At 65.0% G+C, this 16,995-nt stretch carries 17 protein-coding genes; 3 read left to right on the plus strand and 14 right to left on the minus strand.

Annotated features, from left to right (window positions below; translation table 11 throughout):
* Positions 1-6 precede the first annotated feature (6 nt).
* Positions 7-1,368 carry a PleD family two-component system response regulator gene (locus ACTIGC_RS11465; protein ID WP_439634534.1) on the plus strand — a complete coding sequence of 454 codons (1,362 nt, stop codon included), beginning with the start codon at positions 7-9 and terminating at the stop codon, positions 1,366-1,368.
* 47 nt (positions 1,369-1,415) lie between these two features.
* Here ACTIGC_RS11465 and rpmG read toward each other — a convergent pair whose 3' ends face one another.
* Entirely contained in the window at positions 1,416-1,583 is a 168-nt protein-coding gene (gene rpmG / locus ACTIGC_RS11470) for a 50S ribosomal protein L33 (RefSeq protein ID WP_009800672.1), read from the minus strand.
* Between the two features lie 229 nt (positions 1,584-1,812).
* Here rpmG and ACTIGC_RS11475 point away from each other — a divergent pair, with 229 nt between their 5' ends.
* Complete coding sequence (locus ACTIGC_RS11475; RefSeq protein WP_439634535.1) at positions 1,813-2,001, plus strand: hypothetical protein; 189 nt, start codon at positions 1,813-1,815, stop codon at positions 1,999-2,001.
* A gap of 50 nt (positions 2,002-2,051) precedes the next feature.
* Here ACTIGC_RS11475 and ACTIGC_RS11480 read toward each other — a convergent pair whose 3' ends face one another.
* From ACTIGC_RS11480 to topA, 5 genes are read right to left on the minus strand one after another with little or no spacing between them, the layout of a single operon-like run.
* On the minus strand, positions 2,052-3,218 hold the full coding sequence (locus ACTIGC_RS11480; protein WP_439634536.1) for an MFS transporter: 1,167 nt from the start codon (positions 3,216-3,218) through the stop codon (positions 2,052-2,054).
* Positions 3,219-3,227: 9 nt separating this feature from the next.
* Positions 3,228-3,860: a hypothetical protein gene (locus ACTIGC_RS11485; RefSeq protein WP_439634537.1), complete on the minus strand. Its 633-nt coding sequence runs from the start codon at positions 3,858-3,860 to the stop codon at positions 3,228-3,230.
* Positions 3,857-4,582, minus strand: a complete 726-nt coding sequence (locus ACTIGC_RS11490; RefSeq protein ID WP_439634538.1) for an NUDIX domain-containing protein — start codon at positions 4,580-4,582, stop codon at positions 3,857-3,859. Before ACTIGC_RS11490 ends, ACTIGC_RS11485 begins: the two co-directional genes overlap by 4 nt.
* Positions 4,583-4,596: 14 nt before the next feature.
* Positions 4,597-6,849, minus strand: coding sequence for a ribonuclease R (rnr, locus tag ACTIGC_RS11495; protein WP_439634539.1), 2,253 nt, complete (start codon positions 6,847-6,849; stop codon positions 4,597-4,599).
* A complete protein-coding gene (gene topA, locus ACTIGC_RS11500; RefSeq protein WP_439634540.1) occupies positions 6,846-9,476 on the minus strand; it encodes a type I DNA topoisomerase in 2,631 nt (876 codons plus the stop codon). Before topA ends, rnr begins: the two co-directional genes overlap by 4 nt.
* Before the next feature lie 196 nt (positions 9,477-9,672).
* On the opposite strand from topA, the gene ACTIGC_RS11505 reads away from it, so the two are divergent.
* Positions 9,673-9,876 (plus strand): hypothetical protein, encoded by a 204-nt coding sequence (locus tag ACTIGC_RS11505; RefSeq protein ID WP_439634541.1) that lies wholly within the window; start codon positions 9,673-9,675, stop codon positions 9,874-9,876.
* On the opposite strand, the gene dprA is transcribed toward ACTIGC_RS11505, so the two are convergent.
* The 8 genes from dprA to ACTIGC_RS11545 form a co-directional block, all read right to left on the minus strand.
* Positions 9,865-10,986 carry a DNA-processing protein DprA gene (gene dprA, locus ACTIGC_RS11510; RefSeq protein ID WP_439634542.1) on the minus strand — a complete coding sequence of 374 codons (1,122 nt, stop codon included), beginning with the start codon at positions 10,984-10,986 and terminating at the stop codon, positions 9,865-9,867. The genes ACTIGC_RS11505 and dprA overlap by 12 nt on opposite strands.
* Positions 10,983-11,600: a glycerol-3-phosphate 1-O-acyltransferase PlsY gene (gene plsY, locus ACTIGC_RS11515; RefSeq protein ID WP_439634600.1), complete on the minus strand. Its 618-nt coding sequence runs from the start codon at positions 11,598-11,600 to the stop codon at positions 10,983-10,985. Before plsY ends, dprA begins: the two co-directional genes overlap by 4 nt.
* A complete protein-coding gene (locus tag ACTIGC_RS11520) occupies positions 11,588-12,871 on the minus strand; it encodes a dihydroorotase (protein WP_439634543.1) in 1,284 nt (427 codons plus the stop codon). The genes plsY and ACTIGC_RS11520 overlap by 13 nt, the downstream gene beginning before the upstream one ends.
* Positions 12,868-13,830: an aspartate carbamoyltransferase catalytic subunit gene (locus ACTIGC_RS11525; RefSeq protein WP_439634544.1), complete on the minus strand. Its 963-nt coding sequence runs from the start codon at positions 13,828-13,830 to the stop codon at positions 12,868-12,870. Before ACTIGC_RS11525 ends, ACTIGC_RS11520 begins: the two co-directional genes overlap by 4 nt.
* 65 nt (positions 13,831-13,895) lie before the next feature.
* Positions 13,896-14,834 (minus strand): AEC family transporter, encoded by a 939-nt coding sequence (locus ACTIGC_RS11530; RefSeq protein ID WP_439634545.1) that lies wholly within the window; start codon positions 14,832-14,834, stop codon positions 13,896-13,898.
* Positions 14,831-15,748: an AEC family transporter gene (locus tag ACTIGC_RS11535; RefSeq protein WP_439634546.1), complete on the minus strand. Its 918-nt coding sequence runs from the start codon at positions 15,746-15,748 to the stop codon at positions 14,831-14,833. The genes ACTIGC_RS11530 and ACTIGC_RS11535 overlap by 4 nt, the downstream gene beginning before the upstream one ends.
* Positions 15,745-16,206: a Holliday junction resolvase RuvX gene (ruvX, locus tag ACTIGC_RS11540; protein ID WP_439634547.1), complete on the minus strand. Its 462-nt coding sequence runs from the start codon at positions 16,204-16,206 to the stop codon at positions 15,745-15,747. Before ruvX ends, ACTIGC_RS11535 begins: the two co-directional genes overlap by 4 nt.
* 25 nt (positions 16,207-16,231) lie before the next feature.
* On the minus strand, positions 16,232-16,975 hold the full coding sequence (locus tag ACTIGC_RS11545) for an SDR family NAD(P)-dependent oxidoreductase (RefSeq protein ID WP_439634548.1): 744 nt from the start codon (positions 16,973-16,975) through the stop codon (positions 16,232-16,234).
* Positions 16,976-16,995: the final 20 nt, after the last annotated feature.

Genomic DNA, 16,995 nt, shown 5'->3' on the forward strand with positions numbered 1-16,995 from the left:
AGACCCATGAGTGCGCGCATCCTCGTAGTCGATGATATCGAGACCAACAGGCGCTTGCTGGAAGCGCGCCTGTCGGCTGAGTATTTTGATGTCGTGCTGGCATCTTCCGGGCTTGAGTGCCTGGAAAAGGCGCGCGACACCATGCCGGACATGATCCTTCTGGACATCATGATGCCAGGCATGGACGGGTTTGAAACCTGCCGCCGCCTGAAAGCTGATGCCGCGACACGGCATATCCCCGTCATCATGGTAACGGCGCTGGATCAGCGCGAGGACCGGGTGAAGGGGCTGGAAGCTGGCGCGGACGAGTTCCTCACCAAGCCGGTCAACGACGTTGCCCTGTTTGCCCGCGTGCGCTCGCTCCTGCGCCTGAAGGAAGTGCTCGACGAGCTGCGCCTGCGCCATGAGGGCGCGCTGGCCGATGATGGCGTCGAGGACGGTGATCTGGACGGTCCGGCGATTGTTATCGTGGCCGCTGGCGATGATATTGCCGCCGAGCGCCTGTCTGCCAAACTGCCCAAGGGATTTGCGCCGCGCCCGATTGGCGATCCGGCAGGCGTGGTCAAGGCCGCACGCGCCGGTGCCGAGCTGGTGCTGATCGATCTGGCGACGGCAAAGTTTGATGCCTTGCGGGTCTGTGCGCGCATCCGCTCCGACGCTGTAACCCGGCACACGCCGATTATCTGTGTTGTTGATCCCGATACGCCGCAGGACATGGTCCGCGCGCTGGATCTGGGGGTTAGCGATGTGGTGACGCGCCCGGTTGATCCCGGCGAGCTTGCCGCACGCCTTAATACCCAGCTGAAGCGCAAGCGCTATGCCGAGCAGCTTCGCGAGCGTCTGGAAGAGAGCCTGGAAATGGCGGTCATTGATCCGCTGACCGGGCTTTATAATCGCCGCTATATGGGCTCACGCCTGCGTCAGGCTGTCGATGCCTGGGAGGCCGCCGCCGAGACGGTGTCGGTCATCCTGTTTGACATCGACCATTTCAAGCGCATCAACGACACTTGGGGCCACCAGGCCGGAGATGAGGTGCTGCGCGCCTTCACCGAACGCATGAACGCCCAGCTGCGCGCGCTCGACATTGCCGGGCGTCATGGCGGCGAGGAATTCATGGTCGTGCTCTCCGGTGCGACCCAGAGGGAAGCGGTGGAAGCCGCCGAGCGGGTGCGGGCAGCGATCGCGCGTACCCCCTTCCGTCTGGCGAATGCGGGAATCACAGTGGATGTGACAACCAGTGCCGGCGTGGCCGAGATCATGCATGGCGATACGCCAGAGCGTCTGGTCGCGCGCGCCGATGCCGCGCTCTATCAAGCCAAGGCGTCCGGTCGCAATCAGGTGATGGCGGCACAGAAAAAGGCCGCGTGACGATCACGCGGCCTTCCTCAAATCGGCAGATGCGGTAAGGGGCAGATCTACTTGATCTTGCCTTCCTTGAACTCGACATGCTTGCGCGCGACCGGATCGTACTTTTTCAGCACGAGTTTCTCGGTCATGGTACGCGCGTTTTTCTTGGTCACGTAGAAGTAACCCGTGCCAGCCGTCGAATTGAGGCGGATCTTGATGGTTGTCGGCTTGGCCATGTCACTCACCTGAAACTGGATTGCCGCGCCAGACCGGACCTGACGCTTCGCGAGCGCGCGAAAATACGCATGTTCGTATGGGTGTCAATGGCGGTGATGCGTTCAGCTCCGCCAGCTCATGGACACGATTGCGGGAAAAAGTGACTGAAAGCCAATGAAGCCGTATACTCTGTTTTCGGCGTTGATCCCGCGAATGGGTTGTTGACGTCGTGCGCCCAGGACTAGGTTTATGGCAGACAACGTTACAAACGAGCTTTTGCTTGAACACCTGAAGGCGCTGCGAACCCAAGTGGGACCGCTGCAGAACGATATGTCCGATGTGAAGATCAGCCTTACTAGCCTGCGTCAGCACCTGACCGCGTTCATGTCCACCGATGCCGCACATGAAGGCGCGCTGGCGTCTTCAGGCACGCCTTAATCGCATCGAACGTCGGCTGGAAATCTCCGAAACCTGATCACAAGCCGGGTTCAGCGTCGCCAGTTTCTCAGCGCAATCGGCAGATAGATTGCCGCAATCACGCTGAGTGCGAGCAGGAAGCCGTGCGGGTTGATCCAGTCCATGGCGAGGCCGCCCAGTGGCGGCCCGAACAATGATCCCGAACCGTAGGCGAAGATGAAGGCCGCATTTGCTGCCGCCAGCTGGCCTGCCTGAACCCGCTCGCCGATCACGGACAACCCGACTGTGTAGTAGGCGCTGGCAAGGCCGACATAGAGGAAGATGAGCGGGAAGAGGGCAAAGCCGAACCCGCTCGACGCGATGATGAGCAGCGGTATGGCAACCGCGCCGCCGGTAATCAGCGCCAGTGTACGCATGCGTCCTGCCCGGTCGGCAAAATTGCCGATGGGGATCTGCATGCAGAGCGCCCCCAGCGCGCCAGTGGTCATCAGCAGGCCCACCATCACGGTCGTCAGGCCTATCCGGTCGCCATAGACGGGCATGAGGGCAAAGAAGCTGTTCTCCAGCGCCCCGAACAGGAAACCGGCAAGAATCGCCGCCGGAGCAAGGCGCGCCGTGGTGAGCATGGCCAGCGGGCTGCCCTCATCCCGGCTGGGCGGTATCAGGCCCGGACCGCGCAGGAACACAACCGGCAATACGCCCGCCGCATAGATCGCCGCTCCGGCTATCCAGGGCGCCCAGCCTTCTGCGCCCAGCAGCGCCAGCAGCAGCCCGCCAGAGCCGAACCCTGCTGACAATACGGTCGCATACACCGCCAGCAAGGAGGCACGCCGTTCGGGCTTTGCCAGCTGGTTGATCCATGTCTCGCTGGCGATGAAGACGATGGTGACAGCAATGCCGATAACAAAGCGCGTGCCAAACCATACCCAGACATCGCGCACGGCTGGAAACACCAGAATGCCAAGCGCGATAACCGCCAGGCTGGTGGCCAGCAGCGCGCGCGGGCTGATGCGCGTGAAAAGGCCCGGGATGAAGGGGGTCGCCAGAATCATGGCCAGCGCGGCGGCGGCGGCGTTGACACCTGCTTGCGCGCCAGAACCCGTCATCGCTTCCAGATTGAGCGAAATGAGCGGCATGAGCAGGCCGAAGCCGCACCCGGCCAGCCCTCCGCACATGATCGCCACGAAGAGCGAACGGGTGCGCGCGTGAGTGTCGCTGATGAGGAATGAGAGAGCCATGGGGCCAGTCTATAGCCGGGTCGTAAGCAGCCGTCCCGCCAGTTTTCGCACATGCATCGGCCTGATGATCACGCCGGATGCCGCAGCCCGCGCAAGCGGTATGAAAGGGGCAAGCCCGGCAAGGCCCAGACGTGCCTCTAAGGCCTCTTCCTCAACCCAGATGGCCCGTCCGCCGGGTGCCACGGGAAAGAGTGCCTGCACGGCGCGCGAGGCGGCAATGGCAAACAGGCGCACATGCCAGCGGCCACCACCCGGCAGGGCGAGCATGCTTCGGCCCAGATAGATGAGGCTGTGCCGGTCAGGGGCGAGGCCGTGGCGCGCTGCGCGTCCCCACAGGCCCGGCTGCGGCGTCAGCGCTACGGCATGGTGCGCGGGAGAGGCGAACAGCACGCCCAGCTGTGCATGCGCCGCGCTTAACGCCGTGTCGGTGAATGCACGGGCAGGCAGGCTGCGAACACCAAGGGCGCGTGACGATATATCGGGGTCATCGCCCACATTGACGGCGGCACGCGCGCTCACTGGCGAAAACGCCAGCGGCAGCGCGTCTGGCACGGCGGGCAGGGCGAAGCGGCCTGTGGCGCTGTCGACGACAAAAATACCGGCTGCAGGGCGCGCACGCTGCTTCTGGCGCGGCGCGCTCATAGCTCGTCGACGCGCGGACCTTTCGGCGTCACGCGCGCGCAGCGTACCGGGGCAGGGCCCTTCATGTGGCCAGCCAGCTCGGCCAGAACGAAGCGGGTGATGATGGGCAGGTCCAGCGTGCCGGTATCCTCCAGGGATACCCAGCGTAAATCTTCCAGCTCCGCAGCCAGAAAATCATCGGTGCGTCCGGTAACGGCCTCTTCCGATGCGCGGAAGAACCAGGCGTCAAACCGGCGCGGACGGCCGGGCGGTGTGATGGCGCGCGCCACCAGGTCCAGCGGCGCGGCGGCCGGAGCGAGCCCGGCCAGCGCGAAGGGTTTCCATTGCGGGCCCGCCCGTGCAATGGGCGCGCTTTCGCCGATCAGAAGGCCGGTCTCTTCTGCCGTCTCGCGAATGGCTGCGGCTGCGGCCGCGCGGGCCCTGCGCTCTGTCATGCAGCGGGTCAGCACGTCTAGCACGGGTTCCGCCGGTTCACTGGCCAGCGGCGCGTAGCCGTCCGTCCGGTCTACGCGTCCACCGGGAAATACGTATTTGCGCGGCATGAAGACATGCTCGCCCGAACGCCGGCCGAACAGGATTTCGGTCGTTCCGTTGGCACGCTCGCGCGTGAGGATCAGGGAAGCGGCCAGCGCTGGCCTGCGCACGGAAGGGTGCGGTTTCACGCCGGGGCGTTCATTGCCTTCCGAATGGCGCGTCGGGTCGAAAGGATTGTCTTTAGCCACGTTTTTTAAGGTCTCTACCGCCGTCGTCTGGACTTGTTGCCCCTGTCCCGGCCCGCCGGAGGGCGTCCGCCCTTGCGGCGCCCCATCGGCTTTCTGCCCGGTTCAGGCGGGGTCAGTATGTCCACCAGCAGGCCGCCCGTCACGGGTGTTGCTTCGCTAAGCCGCACATTGACATTCATGCCCAGCCGGTAGGTTGCACCGGTATTCTCCCCGATAAGGGCGTGTGCGGACGGATCGTGATGGAAATATTCCCGGCCCAGCCGCGATACCGGGCAGAGCGCATCAGCCCCGGTTTCGCTCAGACGGATAAAGGCGCCAAAGCGGGTGACGCCGGTAATGCGCCCCTCAAATTCCGCGCCCACCCGGTCAGCGAGGAAGCCGGCAATGAAGCGGTCGGTCGCGTCGCGCTCGGCGGCCATGGCGCGGCGTTCATTCGAGGTCGTCTCCTCGGCGATCACCTGCAGCGAGGCGCGCTCCTCGTCGGTCGTGCCGTCGCGGCCCAGCTTGAAGGCGTGGATCAGCGCGCGGTGAACCGTGAGGTCTGCATAGCGCCGGATCGGCGAGGTGAAGTGCGCGTATTTTTCCAGATTCAGCCCGAAATGGCCCAGATTGCGCGTGTCATAGATGGCCTGTGACTGGCTGCGCAGCACCACCTCGTTGACGGTCTCGTAGTGCGGCCCGTCCTTTGCCCGCTCCAGCACCTGATTGAAGCGCTTGGTCGTCAGGCGTTCACCGCGTGCCCAGCTAAGCCCCACGGTCGGCAGGAAGTCGGAAAGGGCCTCGATCTTCTCGGTGCCGGGCTCGTCATGGACGCGATAGATGAGGGGCGTGCGGGCGGCTTCCAGTGCTTCTGCAGCGGCGACATTGGCCTGGATCATCATCTCTTCGATCAGCTTGTGGGCGTCGAAGCGTTCGCGCCGTTCCACCGCGATCACCGAGCCATCCTCGCCAATGCGTACCTTGCGTTCGGGCGCATCGATTTCCAGCGGCTCGCGCACCGCGCGCGCCTTTTGAAGCGCGGCATAAGCGCCCCAGAGGGGTTCGAGCACGTGTTTTTTGAGCGTTTCCGCTTTGCCGGTGCCCTGGCCGTCAATGGCGGCCTGCGCCTCCTCATAGGAGAGCTTGGCCGCCGAGCGCATCCAGCCGCGCAGGAAGCGGTGGGCGCGCTTGTTGCCATTGCGGTCGAACACCATGCGCACGGCGAGGCAGGGACGGTTCTCGCCCTCGCGCAGCGAACACAGATCGTTGGACAGGCGCTCTGGCAGCATCGGCACCACACGGTCTGGCAGATAGACCGACACGCCGCGCTTCCTCGCGCCCTTGTCGAGCGCTGAACCGCCCTGCACATAGGCGGCCACGTCTGCGATGGCGACGATAACTACCCAGCCGCCCTTATTGGCCGGATCATCGTCCGGTGCAGCCCAGACCGCATCGTCATGGTCCCTGGCGTCTGCCGGGTCGATGGTGATGAGGGGGATGCCGGTCAGGTCTTCGCGGTCCTTGGCCGTCACCGGCTTGATGGCCCGCACTTCCTTTCCTTCGGCATCGCCAAAGCCTTGCGGGATGCCATGTTCGGCCAGGGCGATGATCGACCCGGCGCGCGGGCTGTCCGCGCTGCCGATGACTTCCTCGATGGCGCCGGTCTTGAGCCCGTGCGCGCGTTCGGAGGCGAGGCGCACCATCACCAGATCGCCATCCTTCGCGCCTGTGCCTTCGCCCTTGGCGGGGATCAGCTCGTGCTTGGTGCGCCGGTCCACCGGCACCAGCCGCGCGCCGCCGCGCCCGGTCTCTCGATAGACGCACAAAATGCGGTGCGCAGACTGGCCGAGCGTGCGCATGACGGTGGCGAAGTATTCATCGCCGTCCTTTTCCAGGCGCGCCAGAAACTTGTCGCCAATGCCCAGCGCGCTTTCGCGCCTGCCGCCCTTGCCCTGACCGGGCGCCAGCCGGATGACGGGACTTTCGCCGACGCCCCGCACCGCGCGGCACAGCATCTCGCCATCGACATCCCGGTCGACGATCTCCACCACGGTCACGGGCGGCAGGCCGCCACGTATGGCATAGGATTTCTGCCCTGTGCGGGTGATCTCGCCATCTGTTTCCAGCACTTTGAGCGCGGATTTCAGGGCAATCTTCGCATCCCCGCGCAAGGCCAGAGACCGCGCGATCTCGCGCTTAGTGAAGCGGCCTTCGCCCAGCCGGATCGCTTCCAGCAGGGCTTCGCGGGTAAACCCGCCATCGCGGAACGGATCATTTTCGCGGCTCACTTACTTCCTGCTTTCGCCTTTGAGGCGGCTGTCTTCTTTGCGGCAGGCTTCTTGGCCGAGGCCGCTTTCTTCGCCGCCGGCTTCTTGGCCGCTGCGGTCTTCTTCTTGGCCGGTGCCTTGCTCTTGCCCTTGGCAGAACCGGCCTTGGCGTTGATCAGTTCCACGGCCTGTTCCAGAGTCACGGTCTCCGGCGTCACATCCTTCGGCAGGGTGGCATTGACCTTTGCCCATTTCACATAGGGGCCATAGCGCCCGGCCATGACCTGGATGGGGCCGCCATCGGGATGCTCGCCCAGCTCTTTGAGCGGTTCCGCGCTGGCGCGTCCGCGCCCGCCATTGGCCTTCTTGTCCTCGATCAGCGTGACGGCGCGGTTGATACCGATCTCGAACACTTCATCGATAGAAGGCAGGTTGGCGTAGGTCTTGCCGTGCTTGACGAAGGGGCCATAGCGGCCAAGCCCGGCCTCGATCATCTCGCCATCATCGGGGTGCGGCCCCACCTGACGGGGCAGATCGATCAGCATGACCGCCTTTTCCAGATTGATGGAAGCCGGGTCCCAGCCCTTGGGCAGGGAGGAGCGGCGCGGCTTGTCCTCGCCCTCCAGCTTCATCTCCAGATAGGGGCCAAAGCGCCCATCCTTGAGATAGATCATCTGGCCGTGTTCGGGGTGGGTGCCGATCTCGCCATCACCCTCGATGGCGGATTGCCCCTCGCCATTGCCACCGAGCGGGCGGGTATAGCGGCAGTCAGGATAGTTGGAGCAGCCGACAAATGCGCCGTGCTTGCCAAGGCGAAGCGACAGCGTGCCCTCATTGCAGGACGGGCAGAGCCGCGCATCCTTGCCGTCCTCGCGGGCCGGGAAGATCAGCGGGGCCAGCGCGATATTCATCGCATCGATCACCTGACCGACGCGCAAATCGGCAATGCCTTCCACGTTGGCCGAGAAATGCTCCCAGAAGCGGCGCAGCAGCTCCTTATAGGGCATCTCGCCGGCCGAAACCTTGTCGAGCTGGTCTTCCAGGTCCGCCGTGAAGTCGTATTCGACATAGCGGGTGAAGAAGTTTTCCAGGAAGGCGATGACGACCCGGCCCTTGTCCTCTGGCACGAAGCGCTTGTCTTCCATGCGCACATAATCGCGGTCGCGCAGGACCGAGAGCACGGAGGCGTAGGTGGAAGGCCGGCCAATGCCCAGCTCTTCCATCTTCTTGACCAGCGTGGCCTCGGTATAGCGCGGCGGCGGCTGGGTGAAGTGCTGCTCGGTAAAGGTTTGCGCGGCCTTGCCGCTAGCGCCCTGTTTCACCGCAGGCAGGCGCGCTTCGCCGTCTTCATCGGCATCATCGTCCAGCCCCTCGCGATAGAGCGCGAAGAAGCCGTCGAAGGTGACGACAGAGCCGGTGGCGCGCAGGGCGAGCTTGCCGCCATCCGCTTCCAGATCGATCGTGGTGCGCTCCAGACGCGCGCTTTCCATCTGGCTGGCGACCGCGCGCTTCCAGATCAGCTCGTATAGCCGGGCCTGATCGGCTTCCAGACGCAGCGATGAGGGATGGCGCAGGAAGCTGGTCGGACGGATCGCCTCGTGGGCTTCTTGCGCGTTCTTGGCCTTCGAGGAATAGGCACGCGGCACGTCCGGAACGTATTCTTCGCCATAGCGCTCACCGATGGCCTTGCGGGCCTGATGAATGGCGCTGCCATCCATCGAAACGCCGTCGGTCCGCATATAGGTGATGAGGCCGGTCGTCTCGCCGCCAATATCGATGCCTTCATAGAGGCGCTGCGCCACGCGCATGGTGCGCGCCGCATCAAATCCCAGCTTGCGTGAGGCTTCCTGCTGCAGGGTGGAGGTGGTGAAGGGCGCGGGCGGATTGCGCTTTGTCGGCTTGGCCTCGACCGCCGCGATGGTGAAGTCTGCAGACTTCACCGCCGCCTCGGCGGCGCGCGCGGTCGGTTCGTCGCCAATGGTCAGGCGCGTGATCTTCTTGCCGTCAAACTGGGAGAGGCGCGCGCGGAACGGATCGGAGCCGTCGGCGCGGACATCGGCCTCGATGGACCAGTATTCCTGCGGTGTGAAGCGCTCAATCTCGCCTTCGCGCTCGGTAATCAGGCGTAGCGCCACCGATTGCACACGGCCCGCAGAGCGTGCGCCGGGCAGCTTGCGCCACAGCACGGGCGAGAGCGTAAAGCCGACCAGATAATCGAGCGCGCGGCGGGCGAGATAGGCCTCCACCAGCTCCATATCCACATCGCGCGGGTTGGCGAGGGCGTCCTGCACGGCGCTTTTGGTAATCGCGTTGAAGGCGACGCGCTTGACCGTCTTGTCCTTCAATGCGCGGCGCTTCGTGAGCGCTTCAAGCAAGTGCCAGGAAATGGCCTCGCCCTCGCGATCCGGGTCAGTGGCCAGGATCAGCGTGTCGTGATCTTTGAGGGCGTCGGCGATGGCCTTCACCTTGGGGGCAGACCGGGAATCGATCTCCCACTCCATTGCGAAGTCTTCGTCGGGCCGTACTGATCCATCCTTGGCGGGCAGGTCGCGCACATGGCCAAAGCTGGCCAGGACGGTGAAATCCTTGCCCAGATATTTGTTGATGGTCTTGGCCTTGGCAGGCGACTCAACGACGACGACAGTCATGAAATGCTATAGGCCCTTTGCATGAGGGATGGGGCTGGCCGCCCGGCGCGCGAAAGTGGGGGTGGTTCCGGCGCAAGTCAACATGGCCGGATATCGTCATCGCAAGATGCAAGTTAAAGGTGTGAGCGTTATAAATTGCACGTTAAGCAATTTTCCGCTAACTGGGTGGACAGCAGATTGAGCGGGTTCCTCTCCGATGAAAAACGACTCAACAGACTTGCCGGCCGGTGCGTCATCCAATCTGGTTGCCGATTACCTCATCGACCTGTTGCGGTCGATGGCCGCACTGGCGGACACCGCCGGACTGGAGCAGTCAAAACTGGCGATAGACCGAGCACTGGACGCCGTTCTATCGGAGAAGGACGCTGACGGGAGCGGCCGGATGGCATCAACAGGCTAGGCGCACCATCCCGCCGGGGTCCACTTCGCAGCGTCCGGCCAGTTCCAGCTCTACCAGAGCAGCGGCCACGATGCGGGCAGGCGCGCCAGACAGGCGTACCAGCTCGTCGCGTGAGATGGGCGCGGGCGAGAGCAGGGCGGCAACGCGTTCGCGAACGGCATCGGTGGCGCCATTGTCCTCTGTATCCAGCAAGGGTTCGTCCTCATAACCGGCGCGTTCGCGCTCTTGCACATTGTCCCGGCGCAGGCCGGAGAGGATGGTGATGACATCATCGGCGCACTCAATCAGGGCTGCGCCTTCGCGCAGGAGCCGGTTGGTGCCCTTGGCGCGGGGATCGAGCGGGGAGCCGGGAACGGCCATCACTTCGCGCCCCTGTTCGAGCGCATAGCGCGCCGTGATGAGCGAACCGGACCGCTCGGCGGCTTCCACGATGACAACGCCCATGGACAGCCCGGAGATCAGCCGGTTGCGGCGTGGAAAGTCGCGCGCCTGCGGGGAGTAGCCGGGCGGGGATTCGCTGACCAGCAGGCCCTGTCCGGCGATGGCCGCGTGCAGATCGCGGTGCTCTGGCGGGTAGACGTTGGTCAGCCCACCCGCGAGCACCGCCACGGTGCCCGTGTTGATCGTTGCCGCATGTGCCGCGCCATCTATGCCGCGCGCCAGACCGGAGACCACGACAATACCGTGCTCACCGAGGCCGCGTGCCAGATCACCGGCAAAGCGCAAACCCACGCCCGATGCGCTGCGCGCGCCTACGATGGCGCAGGCCGTGCGGTCAGTCAGATCAAGCGGGCCTAAAGTGGTGATGACGGGTGGGGGCGGATCAAGTACGGCCAGTCCCGCCGGGAAGTCCGGCTCGCACGCACACAATAGCCGCGCGCCGATCCTGTCCAGCCAGTCGAGTTCGGCCTCCGCTTCATCGCGTGAGGCAGGCACCAGCGCGATCGAGCGGCCACCCTTTTTCGCCAAGGCGGGCAGGGCATCCAGAGCGTCTTCGGCGGTCTTGAAACGCTTGATGAGCTCGTTGAAGGTGACGGGGCCAACCCCGCGCGTGCGCGCCAGTCTCAGCCAGGCGGTGCGCCCGGCGGGGCTGAGCGGCGTGCGCTTCACGCCTTCTTCGCCCCGATGCGCGGTTCCTCACCGCGAACGAGGCGCGCGATATTCTCCTTGTGCCGCCACCACAGCAGCGCGGCGAGAAACAGGGCCAGTAGCGCCACGTCCGGCCGGCCAAAGGCCAGCGCCAGCAGCGGCGCGAAGGCTGAAGCGGTCAGCGCGCTAAGGGACGAGATACGGAAAACCAGCGCCATGCCGAGCCATGTGGCGCAGACCAGCAGGCCAACCGGCCACAGCACGGCGAGCAGGACGCCAAGGAATGTCGCCACGCCCTTGCCGCCCTTGAAGCCGAGCCAGACCGGGAAGCAATGGCCCAGAAAGGCTGCGCCGCCGGCGATGAGGCCAGCAGTGGGCGAGACGGCGAAGGTGAAGATGAGCGCGGCGATGCCCGCCTTGCCGCTATCAAGCACCAGAGTGGCGAGCGCGAGATCCTTGCGGCCCGTGCGCAGCACGTTCGTCGCGCCGATATTGCCGGAGCCTACCGTGCGGATATCGCCCAGCCCTGCGAGCTTTACCAGCACCAGGCCAAAGGGGATGGAGCCGAGCAGATAGCCGCCAATCGCAGCGAGGATCAGAAACAGTTCGGCTGGCAAGAGGCTTACTCCGCAAATCCGGGCCGGGCGTACACCATGGCCCCGTCAACGATACTCAGCAAGACACGGCCCTGGAGGCGGCGGCCCGAGAAGGCGGATGGCGCGGGGCTTTCCAGCCCGTCTTTGCCGTAAACATTGGGCGTTTGCGGGTCGAACAGCACCAGATCGGCCGGCGCGCCTTCTTCCAGCCGCCCCTGCGGCAGGCCCAGCAATTCGGCCGGATTGCTGGTGAGGGCTTTCAGGCCCGCGGCCAGCGGCAACTGGCCGTCGGCGTCCAGCGTACACAGGACGGGGATCAAAGCTTCAAGGCTGGATGATCCGGGCGCCGCATCGGAGAAGGGATTGGCCTTGGCCTCCAGCGCGACCGGCGTGTGGTCGGAGACAATCACGTCAATCAGCCCGTCAGCGATGGCGGCCAGCAGCGCCTGCCGGTCGGCTTCGCTGCGCAGAGGCGGGTCGAGCCGGTAGGCCGGGTCCAGCCCGCCCATATCCACTTCGTTGAAGAGCAAATGAGTGAGCGGCGCGCTGGCAGCGACATCCAGCCCGCGCTTGCGGGCGGCTTTCAACGCGTCGAGCCCGTCAGCGGTCGTCAGGCGTTCAAAGAGGATGCGCGCGCCGGTCAGCTCGGCGAGGCCAGCGAGGCGTTCCACGCCAAGGCGCTGGGAAATGCCCGGACGCGCGGATAGGCCGAGGCGCACTGCCATCGCGCTTTCATGGGCGATGGTCCCGGCGGAGAGATGCATGTCTTCCGCCGTCAGCCCCACCCAGGCGTCAAACGCGCTGGCATAGCTTAAAAGATTGCGCAGGAAGCGGGTGTCCGCGATCAGATCACCGCCATCAGAGACCAGCGCCGCACCGGCGCGCAGCATGAGACCGATCTCGGCCATGTCGCCAGCTTGTGTATGCGTGCGCGCCGCGCCCAAGAGGCGCACCGGCGCGTGCAGGGCGCGAAAGCCGATCCAGTCAATGTCTTCAGGCCGGGTGAGGCCAGCGCCACTGGATGAGGACAGGACCAGCGTGCCGACACCCCCTGCGGCAGCAGCACGGATGGTGGTGTCGAGGCTTTCAATGCCGGAGCGGCCCGGCTCAGCGGCGCGCGCGCCGATATCGATGAGGGCCGGGCTGAGCACCGCACCATCCGCCTCGATAATCTGGTCTTCCGCATCCGGGGAGAGACCGGGGCCGATAGCGTCGATCACGCCGTTCTCGACGCGCAGATCGCCTTCTCTGTCGCGCCCCGATGCCGGGTCGATCAGGCGCGCGCCCGCGATGAAGATACCGCCGCTCATGGCACCATCTCCTGCATGCCGCGCCCTGCAAGCAGTTCCAGCACCGCCATGCGCACGGCGACGCCTGCCTCCACCTGATCGAGAATGACGGAAATGTCCGTGTCGTCGGCCAGTGCGGATGTGATTTCGATGCCCCGGTTCATCGGCCCTGGATGCATGACGATGCAGCCCTCATTGGCCAGCGACAGGCGGGCATGGTCGAGGCCGTAGATTGCCGCGTATTCGCGTGCAGACGGGATCAGGCCGGAGCTCATGCGCTCGCGCTGCAGGCGCAGCACCATCACCGCGTCACAGCCCTCAATGGCCGCCTCAACCGAATGGAATACAGATGCGCCCCAGCGGTCGGCATCGGCGGGCAGCAGGCTGGCGGGGCCGCACAGGCGGATATCGGCATTCATCAGCGAGAGCAGGGCGACATTGGAACGCGCGACGCGTGAATGGAGAATATCGCCGATAATCGCGATGCGCTTGCCGCCGATATCGCCGAGGTGTTCGCCCAGCGTGAACAGGTCCAGCAGGGCCTGTGTCGGGTGCTCATTGGCGCCGTCACCGGCATTGATGGTGGAGATGCCGGTCGTGCGCTGGAAAAACTCCGCCGCGCCGGGGCTCTGATGGCGCACCACCAGCAGGTCAGGCTGCATGGCCGCCAGCGTGTTGGCGGTGTCGGCGAGCGTTTCGCCCTTTTTCAGCGAGGCATTGCCAGCGGAGAAGTTCACCACATCCGCGCCAAGGCGCTTGGCGGCGATCTCGAAGCTGGCGAGCGTGCGCGTGGACGCCTCGAAGAACAGATTGATGACCGTCAGCCCTTTAAGGCTGGGGTGCTTCTTGTCCTCGGTCCGGTTGCGGGCGAGATGCGCGCGGGCGCTGTCGAAAATGAGTTCCAGATCAACGCGGTTGAGAGCGGACGCCGCTATCAGTCCGCGATGGGGGAAGGTGTAGCTGTATTCACCCTGTCCCATTCAAGCACTCCGCCTCGATTGCGGTTGCGCGGTATAGTGGTGTGCGCGCCGCCCGGCAATAGACCCTAACCCAAAAGCGTCAGCGCGGTGAGGACCGGCAGGGCAATCGCGCTGGCCAGAACCGTGAGCGTGATCATGCCGGCCGTCAGCCCGGTTTCTCCGTCGAACTCGGTAGCCACCGCGTACACAAACGCCGCTGATGGCCCGCCCGTGGCCAGTACCAGCAGGGTTTCCGCATTGCCGTTTATGCCCAGCATGCCTGCGGCCACGAGCACGAATAGCGGGATGACAACCGACCGGATCGCCGCCGCGCTGAACAGTAGACGGATGCGGCCCTTGAGGGCTGCGAAATCCAGCCCCGCCCCCATGCAGATGAGTACCAGTGCCAGCGAACCGTATCCCGCGAGATCCAGCGGAGAGAGCAGGGTGTCCACCGCTTCTGCGGTCATTAGCGGGGGCATTAGCGGCCAGATCAGCGCGGTGGCCACGGCCAGCAGGCAGGCTATCAGGACCGGGTCCCTCGCCAGAGCAGGCAGCGCCTTTCGCATGCCGCCATCGCGCGTGCCGGCAAAGGCCATGACGATGATGATGGTCGCCAGCACCAACGCGGGCGCTGCGATGGTTCCTGTCCATTGCGTGGAGGCTGCCCCCTGCAGCCGGTCAGCCAGCGTGAAGAACAGGACCACGTTCCACACGCAGCACACCGCCACCAGCGCCGCCGTCTCGCGGGCTGTGGCTTTGAGCAGTCTTGCCACGCCCAGCGACAGGATGAGCGCCAGCAAAATTCCGCCTGCTGACAGGGCGATGACGGGCAGGGCGCCGGCCTGCGTCAGGTCTGCGCGCGCGATGGTCACGAACAATATGCAAGGCAGAAGTACGCGGTAATTGAGAAGATTGATGCCGCGCCACTGACCGTCAGGAATGACCTGCCAGCGCCGAAGTGCGTAGCCCAGGGCGACCAGCACGAAGGCCGGAAAGAAGACGGCGAGTATGTGCAGGGTCATAGCGCGGCAATCGCTATCCAGATGGGCATGGTGATGGCGGCGAGCAGGGTGGTGGCGGTGACGTGGCCTGCCATCATCTCCGCATCCCCGCCCATTTCACGCGCCAGCACATAGGCGGCGGCTGCGCCCGGTGTCGCGCCGATCCCTACCAGCACGGCCAGCGCTACGCCCTCCACGCCCAGCAGAATGCCCAGCGCGTAGAAGACTGCAGGCGCGATGAGCAGCTTCGCCGTCACCGAGAGCGAGATAATGCCGGGACGGGCGCGCAGGGAGGTGAAATCCAGCCCCGCCCCGATGGTCAGAAGAATGAGCGGCAGGGAGGCGCGCCCTGCAAGGTCCAGCGTGTCGGCGACCGGCCCGCTCTGGAACACGCCGGCCACATTCGCGGCAAGGCCTGCCAGACAGCCGATAATGATCGGGTTGGTGATGATGCGCAGGCCGACGCGTTTCAGGTTGGGCACGTGATCGCTTCTGCCCCACACGGTCATCACCGCCACGCACATCACATTGACCAGCGGCACGGTAGGCGCAAAGGCAAGAGCGGCCAGCGCTGCGCCTTCCTCGCCAAACGCGGCAGGCGCGAGCGCCAGCAGCACGAAGCCGTTCCAGCGCACCCCGCCCTGAAAGAGGCTGGTATAGACCGGCCCCGGCATGGGCAGGAGGCGGAAGGCGAGCATGATCACGCCCATGGCCAGAAATCCGCCAGCCGCCGCCAGCATGAAGCTGCCCGCCGGTACGCTGGCATAATCGGCCCGGCTGATCGTGATGAAGAGGAAGGCGGGCATCAGCGCCTGATAGGAGAGCTTGTTGATTCCGCCCCAGAGCGGCGCTGCCACCAGCCCGGACCGGCGCAAGGCCCACCCCAGAGCGATCACCCCAAACACCGGGAAAAGGGCGATGACGACCGGGCTCATGCTTCCGGCACGCCTTCGGCGATACGCAGGAGCGCGTCCTCGAGGATCACGGCGGCGGCTTCGGCGTCGATCATTTCCTTGTGGCGGTGAATGGGTATGCCCGCTTCGGAGAGGGTTTCACCCGCCTCGAAGGTGGAAAGCCGCTCATCCTGATAGGCAATCGGCAGGTCACGCAGACGCAGGAGATTGGTGGCGAGCGAGCGGGCAGACTGTGCGCGCCGTCCATCACCGCCATCCATGTGCAGGGGCAGGCCGATAATCAGCCCCTTGCAGGCGCGCTCGTCATAAAGCTTGAAGATCCGCGCGGCGTCCTCGGAGAATTTCATGCGCTCAATCGTCTCAATCGGGCTGACCAGCGTACGGTCTGAATTGCACGCGGCAACGCCAATTGTGCGTGTGCCGGGATCCAGCGCCATGAGCGGTCCTTTTGGCAGCAAGGCCGGGTGCAGGAAAATCATGGCGCTGGGAATGCTCCGGCTGGGTTCAGGCGGTCAGGCCGCCTGCGACATCAATCGTGGTGCCGGTGACGAAGCTGCTCTCGTCGCTGGCAAGGAACACCGCGACACTCGCGATTTCATCGGCTTTACCATAGCGGCCCAGCGGCACCATCATGCGCTGCAGGTCGGCGGTCTCGCCGTCCGCCGGGTTCATGTCGGTATCGATGGGGCCCGGCTGGATGACATTGGCGCGCAGCCCCTTGCGGCCCAGCTCGCGCGCAGCAGCCTTGGTCAGAAGCTGCACGGCGGCCTTGGAGGCACAGTAAGAGCCAAGGCCGGGCGAGGGCGCGCGGTCTCCCAGGATCGACCCGACCGTGATGATCGAGCCGCCCGGCTCCATGATGTTGGCGGCAAGGCGGATGGCCTCGAACGGCGCGGTGACATTGACCGCCATCACATCGTTCCAGTCCTCATCGCTCATCTTGCGCAAGGTTACTTCGCGCGCGATGCCGGCATTATTGACCAGAATGTCGATACGGCCGTGCTTCTCCGCCGCCGCGCTCATTACGCGGGCAGTTTCGCCCTGTTTGCGCGCGTCGCAGCCGACGGCCTCTGCCTTGCCGCCCTTGGCGTTGATGGCCGCGGCCACCGCCTCGGCCTTGTCCTTCGATCCGCCATAGGTCAGCACCACGGTTGCGCCCTCATCGGCAAATGCCTGACAGATGGCCGCGCCGATCCCGCGTGATCCGCCCGTTACAAATGCGACTTTTCCTGACAGCCTTGCGCCCATGACAGATGTCTCCTCCAACT

This window comes from Glycocaulis sp., from assembly GCF_051859565.1.
Classification (GTDB): Bacteria; Pseudomonadota; Alphaproteobacteria; order Caulobacterales; family Maricaulaceae; genus Glycocaulis.

Coding starts and splice junctions, on each gene's coding strand:
- ACTIGC_RS11505 (WP_439634541.1), top strand. CDS start 9,673: ATGAAAAACGACTCAACAGACTTGCCGGCCGGTGCGTCATCCAATCTG.
- ACTIGC_RS11520 (WP_439634543.1), bottom strand. CDS start 12,871: ATGAGCGGCGGTATCTTCATCGCGGGCGCGCGCCTGATCGACCCGGCA.
- ACTIGC_RS11545 (WP_439634548.1), bottom strand. CDS start 16,975: ATGGGCGCAAGGCTGTCAGGAAAAGTCGCATTTGTAACGGGCGGATCA.
- ACTIGC_RS11535 (WP_439634546.1), bottom strand. CDS start 15,748: ATGAGCCCGGTCGTCATCGCCCTTTTCCCGGTGTTTGGGGTGATCGCT.
- ruvX (WP_439634547.1), bottom strand. CDS start 16,206: ATGATTTTCCTGCACCCGGCCTTGCTGCCAAAAGGACCGCTCATGGCG.
- topA (WP_439634540.1), bottom strand. CDS start 9,476: ATGACTGTCGTCGTCGTTGAGTCGCCTGCCAAGGCCAAGACCATCAAC.
- rpmG (WP_009800672.1), bottom strand. CDS start 1,583: ATGGCCAAGCCGACAACCATCAAGATCCGCCTCAATTCGACGGCTGGC.
- ACTIGC_RS11465 (WP_439634534.1), top strand. CDS start 7: ATGAGTGCGCGCATCCTCGTAGTCGATGATATCGAGACCAACAGGCGC.
- ACTIGC_RS11530 (WP_439634545.1), bottom strand. CDS start 14,834: ATGACCCTGCACATACTCGCCGTCTTCTTTCCGGCCTTCGTGCTGGTC.
- ACTIGC_RS11525 (WP_439634544.1), bottom strand. CDS start 13,830: ATGGGACAGGGTGAATACAGCTACACCTTCCCCCATCGCGGACTGATA.
- ACTIGC_RS11485 (WP_439634537.1), bottom strand. CDS start 3,860: ATGAGCGCGCCGCGCCAGAAGCAGCGTGCGCGCCCTGCAGCCGGTATT.
- ACTIGC_RS11475 (WP_439634535.1), top strand. CDS start 1,813: ATGGCAGACAACGTTACAAACGAGCTTTTGCTTGAACACCTGAAGGCG.
- ACTIGC_RS11480 (WP_439634536.1), bottom strand. CDS start 3,218: ATGGCTCTCTCATTCCTCATCAGCGACACTCACGCGCGCACCCGTTCG.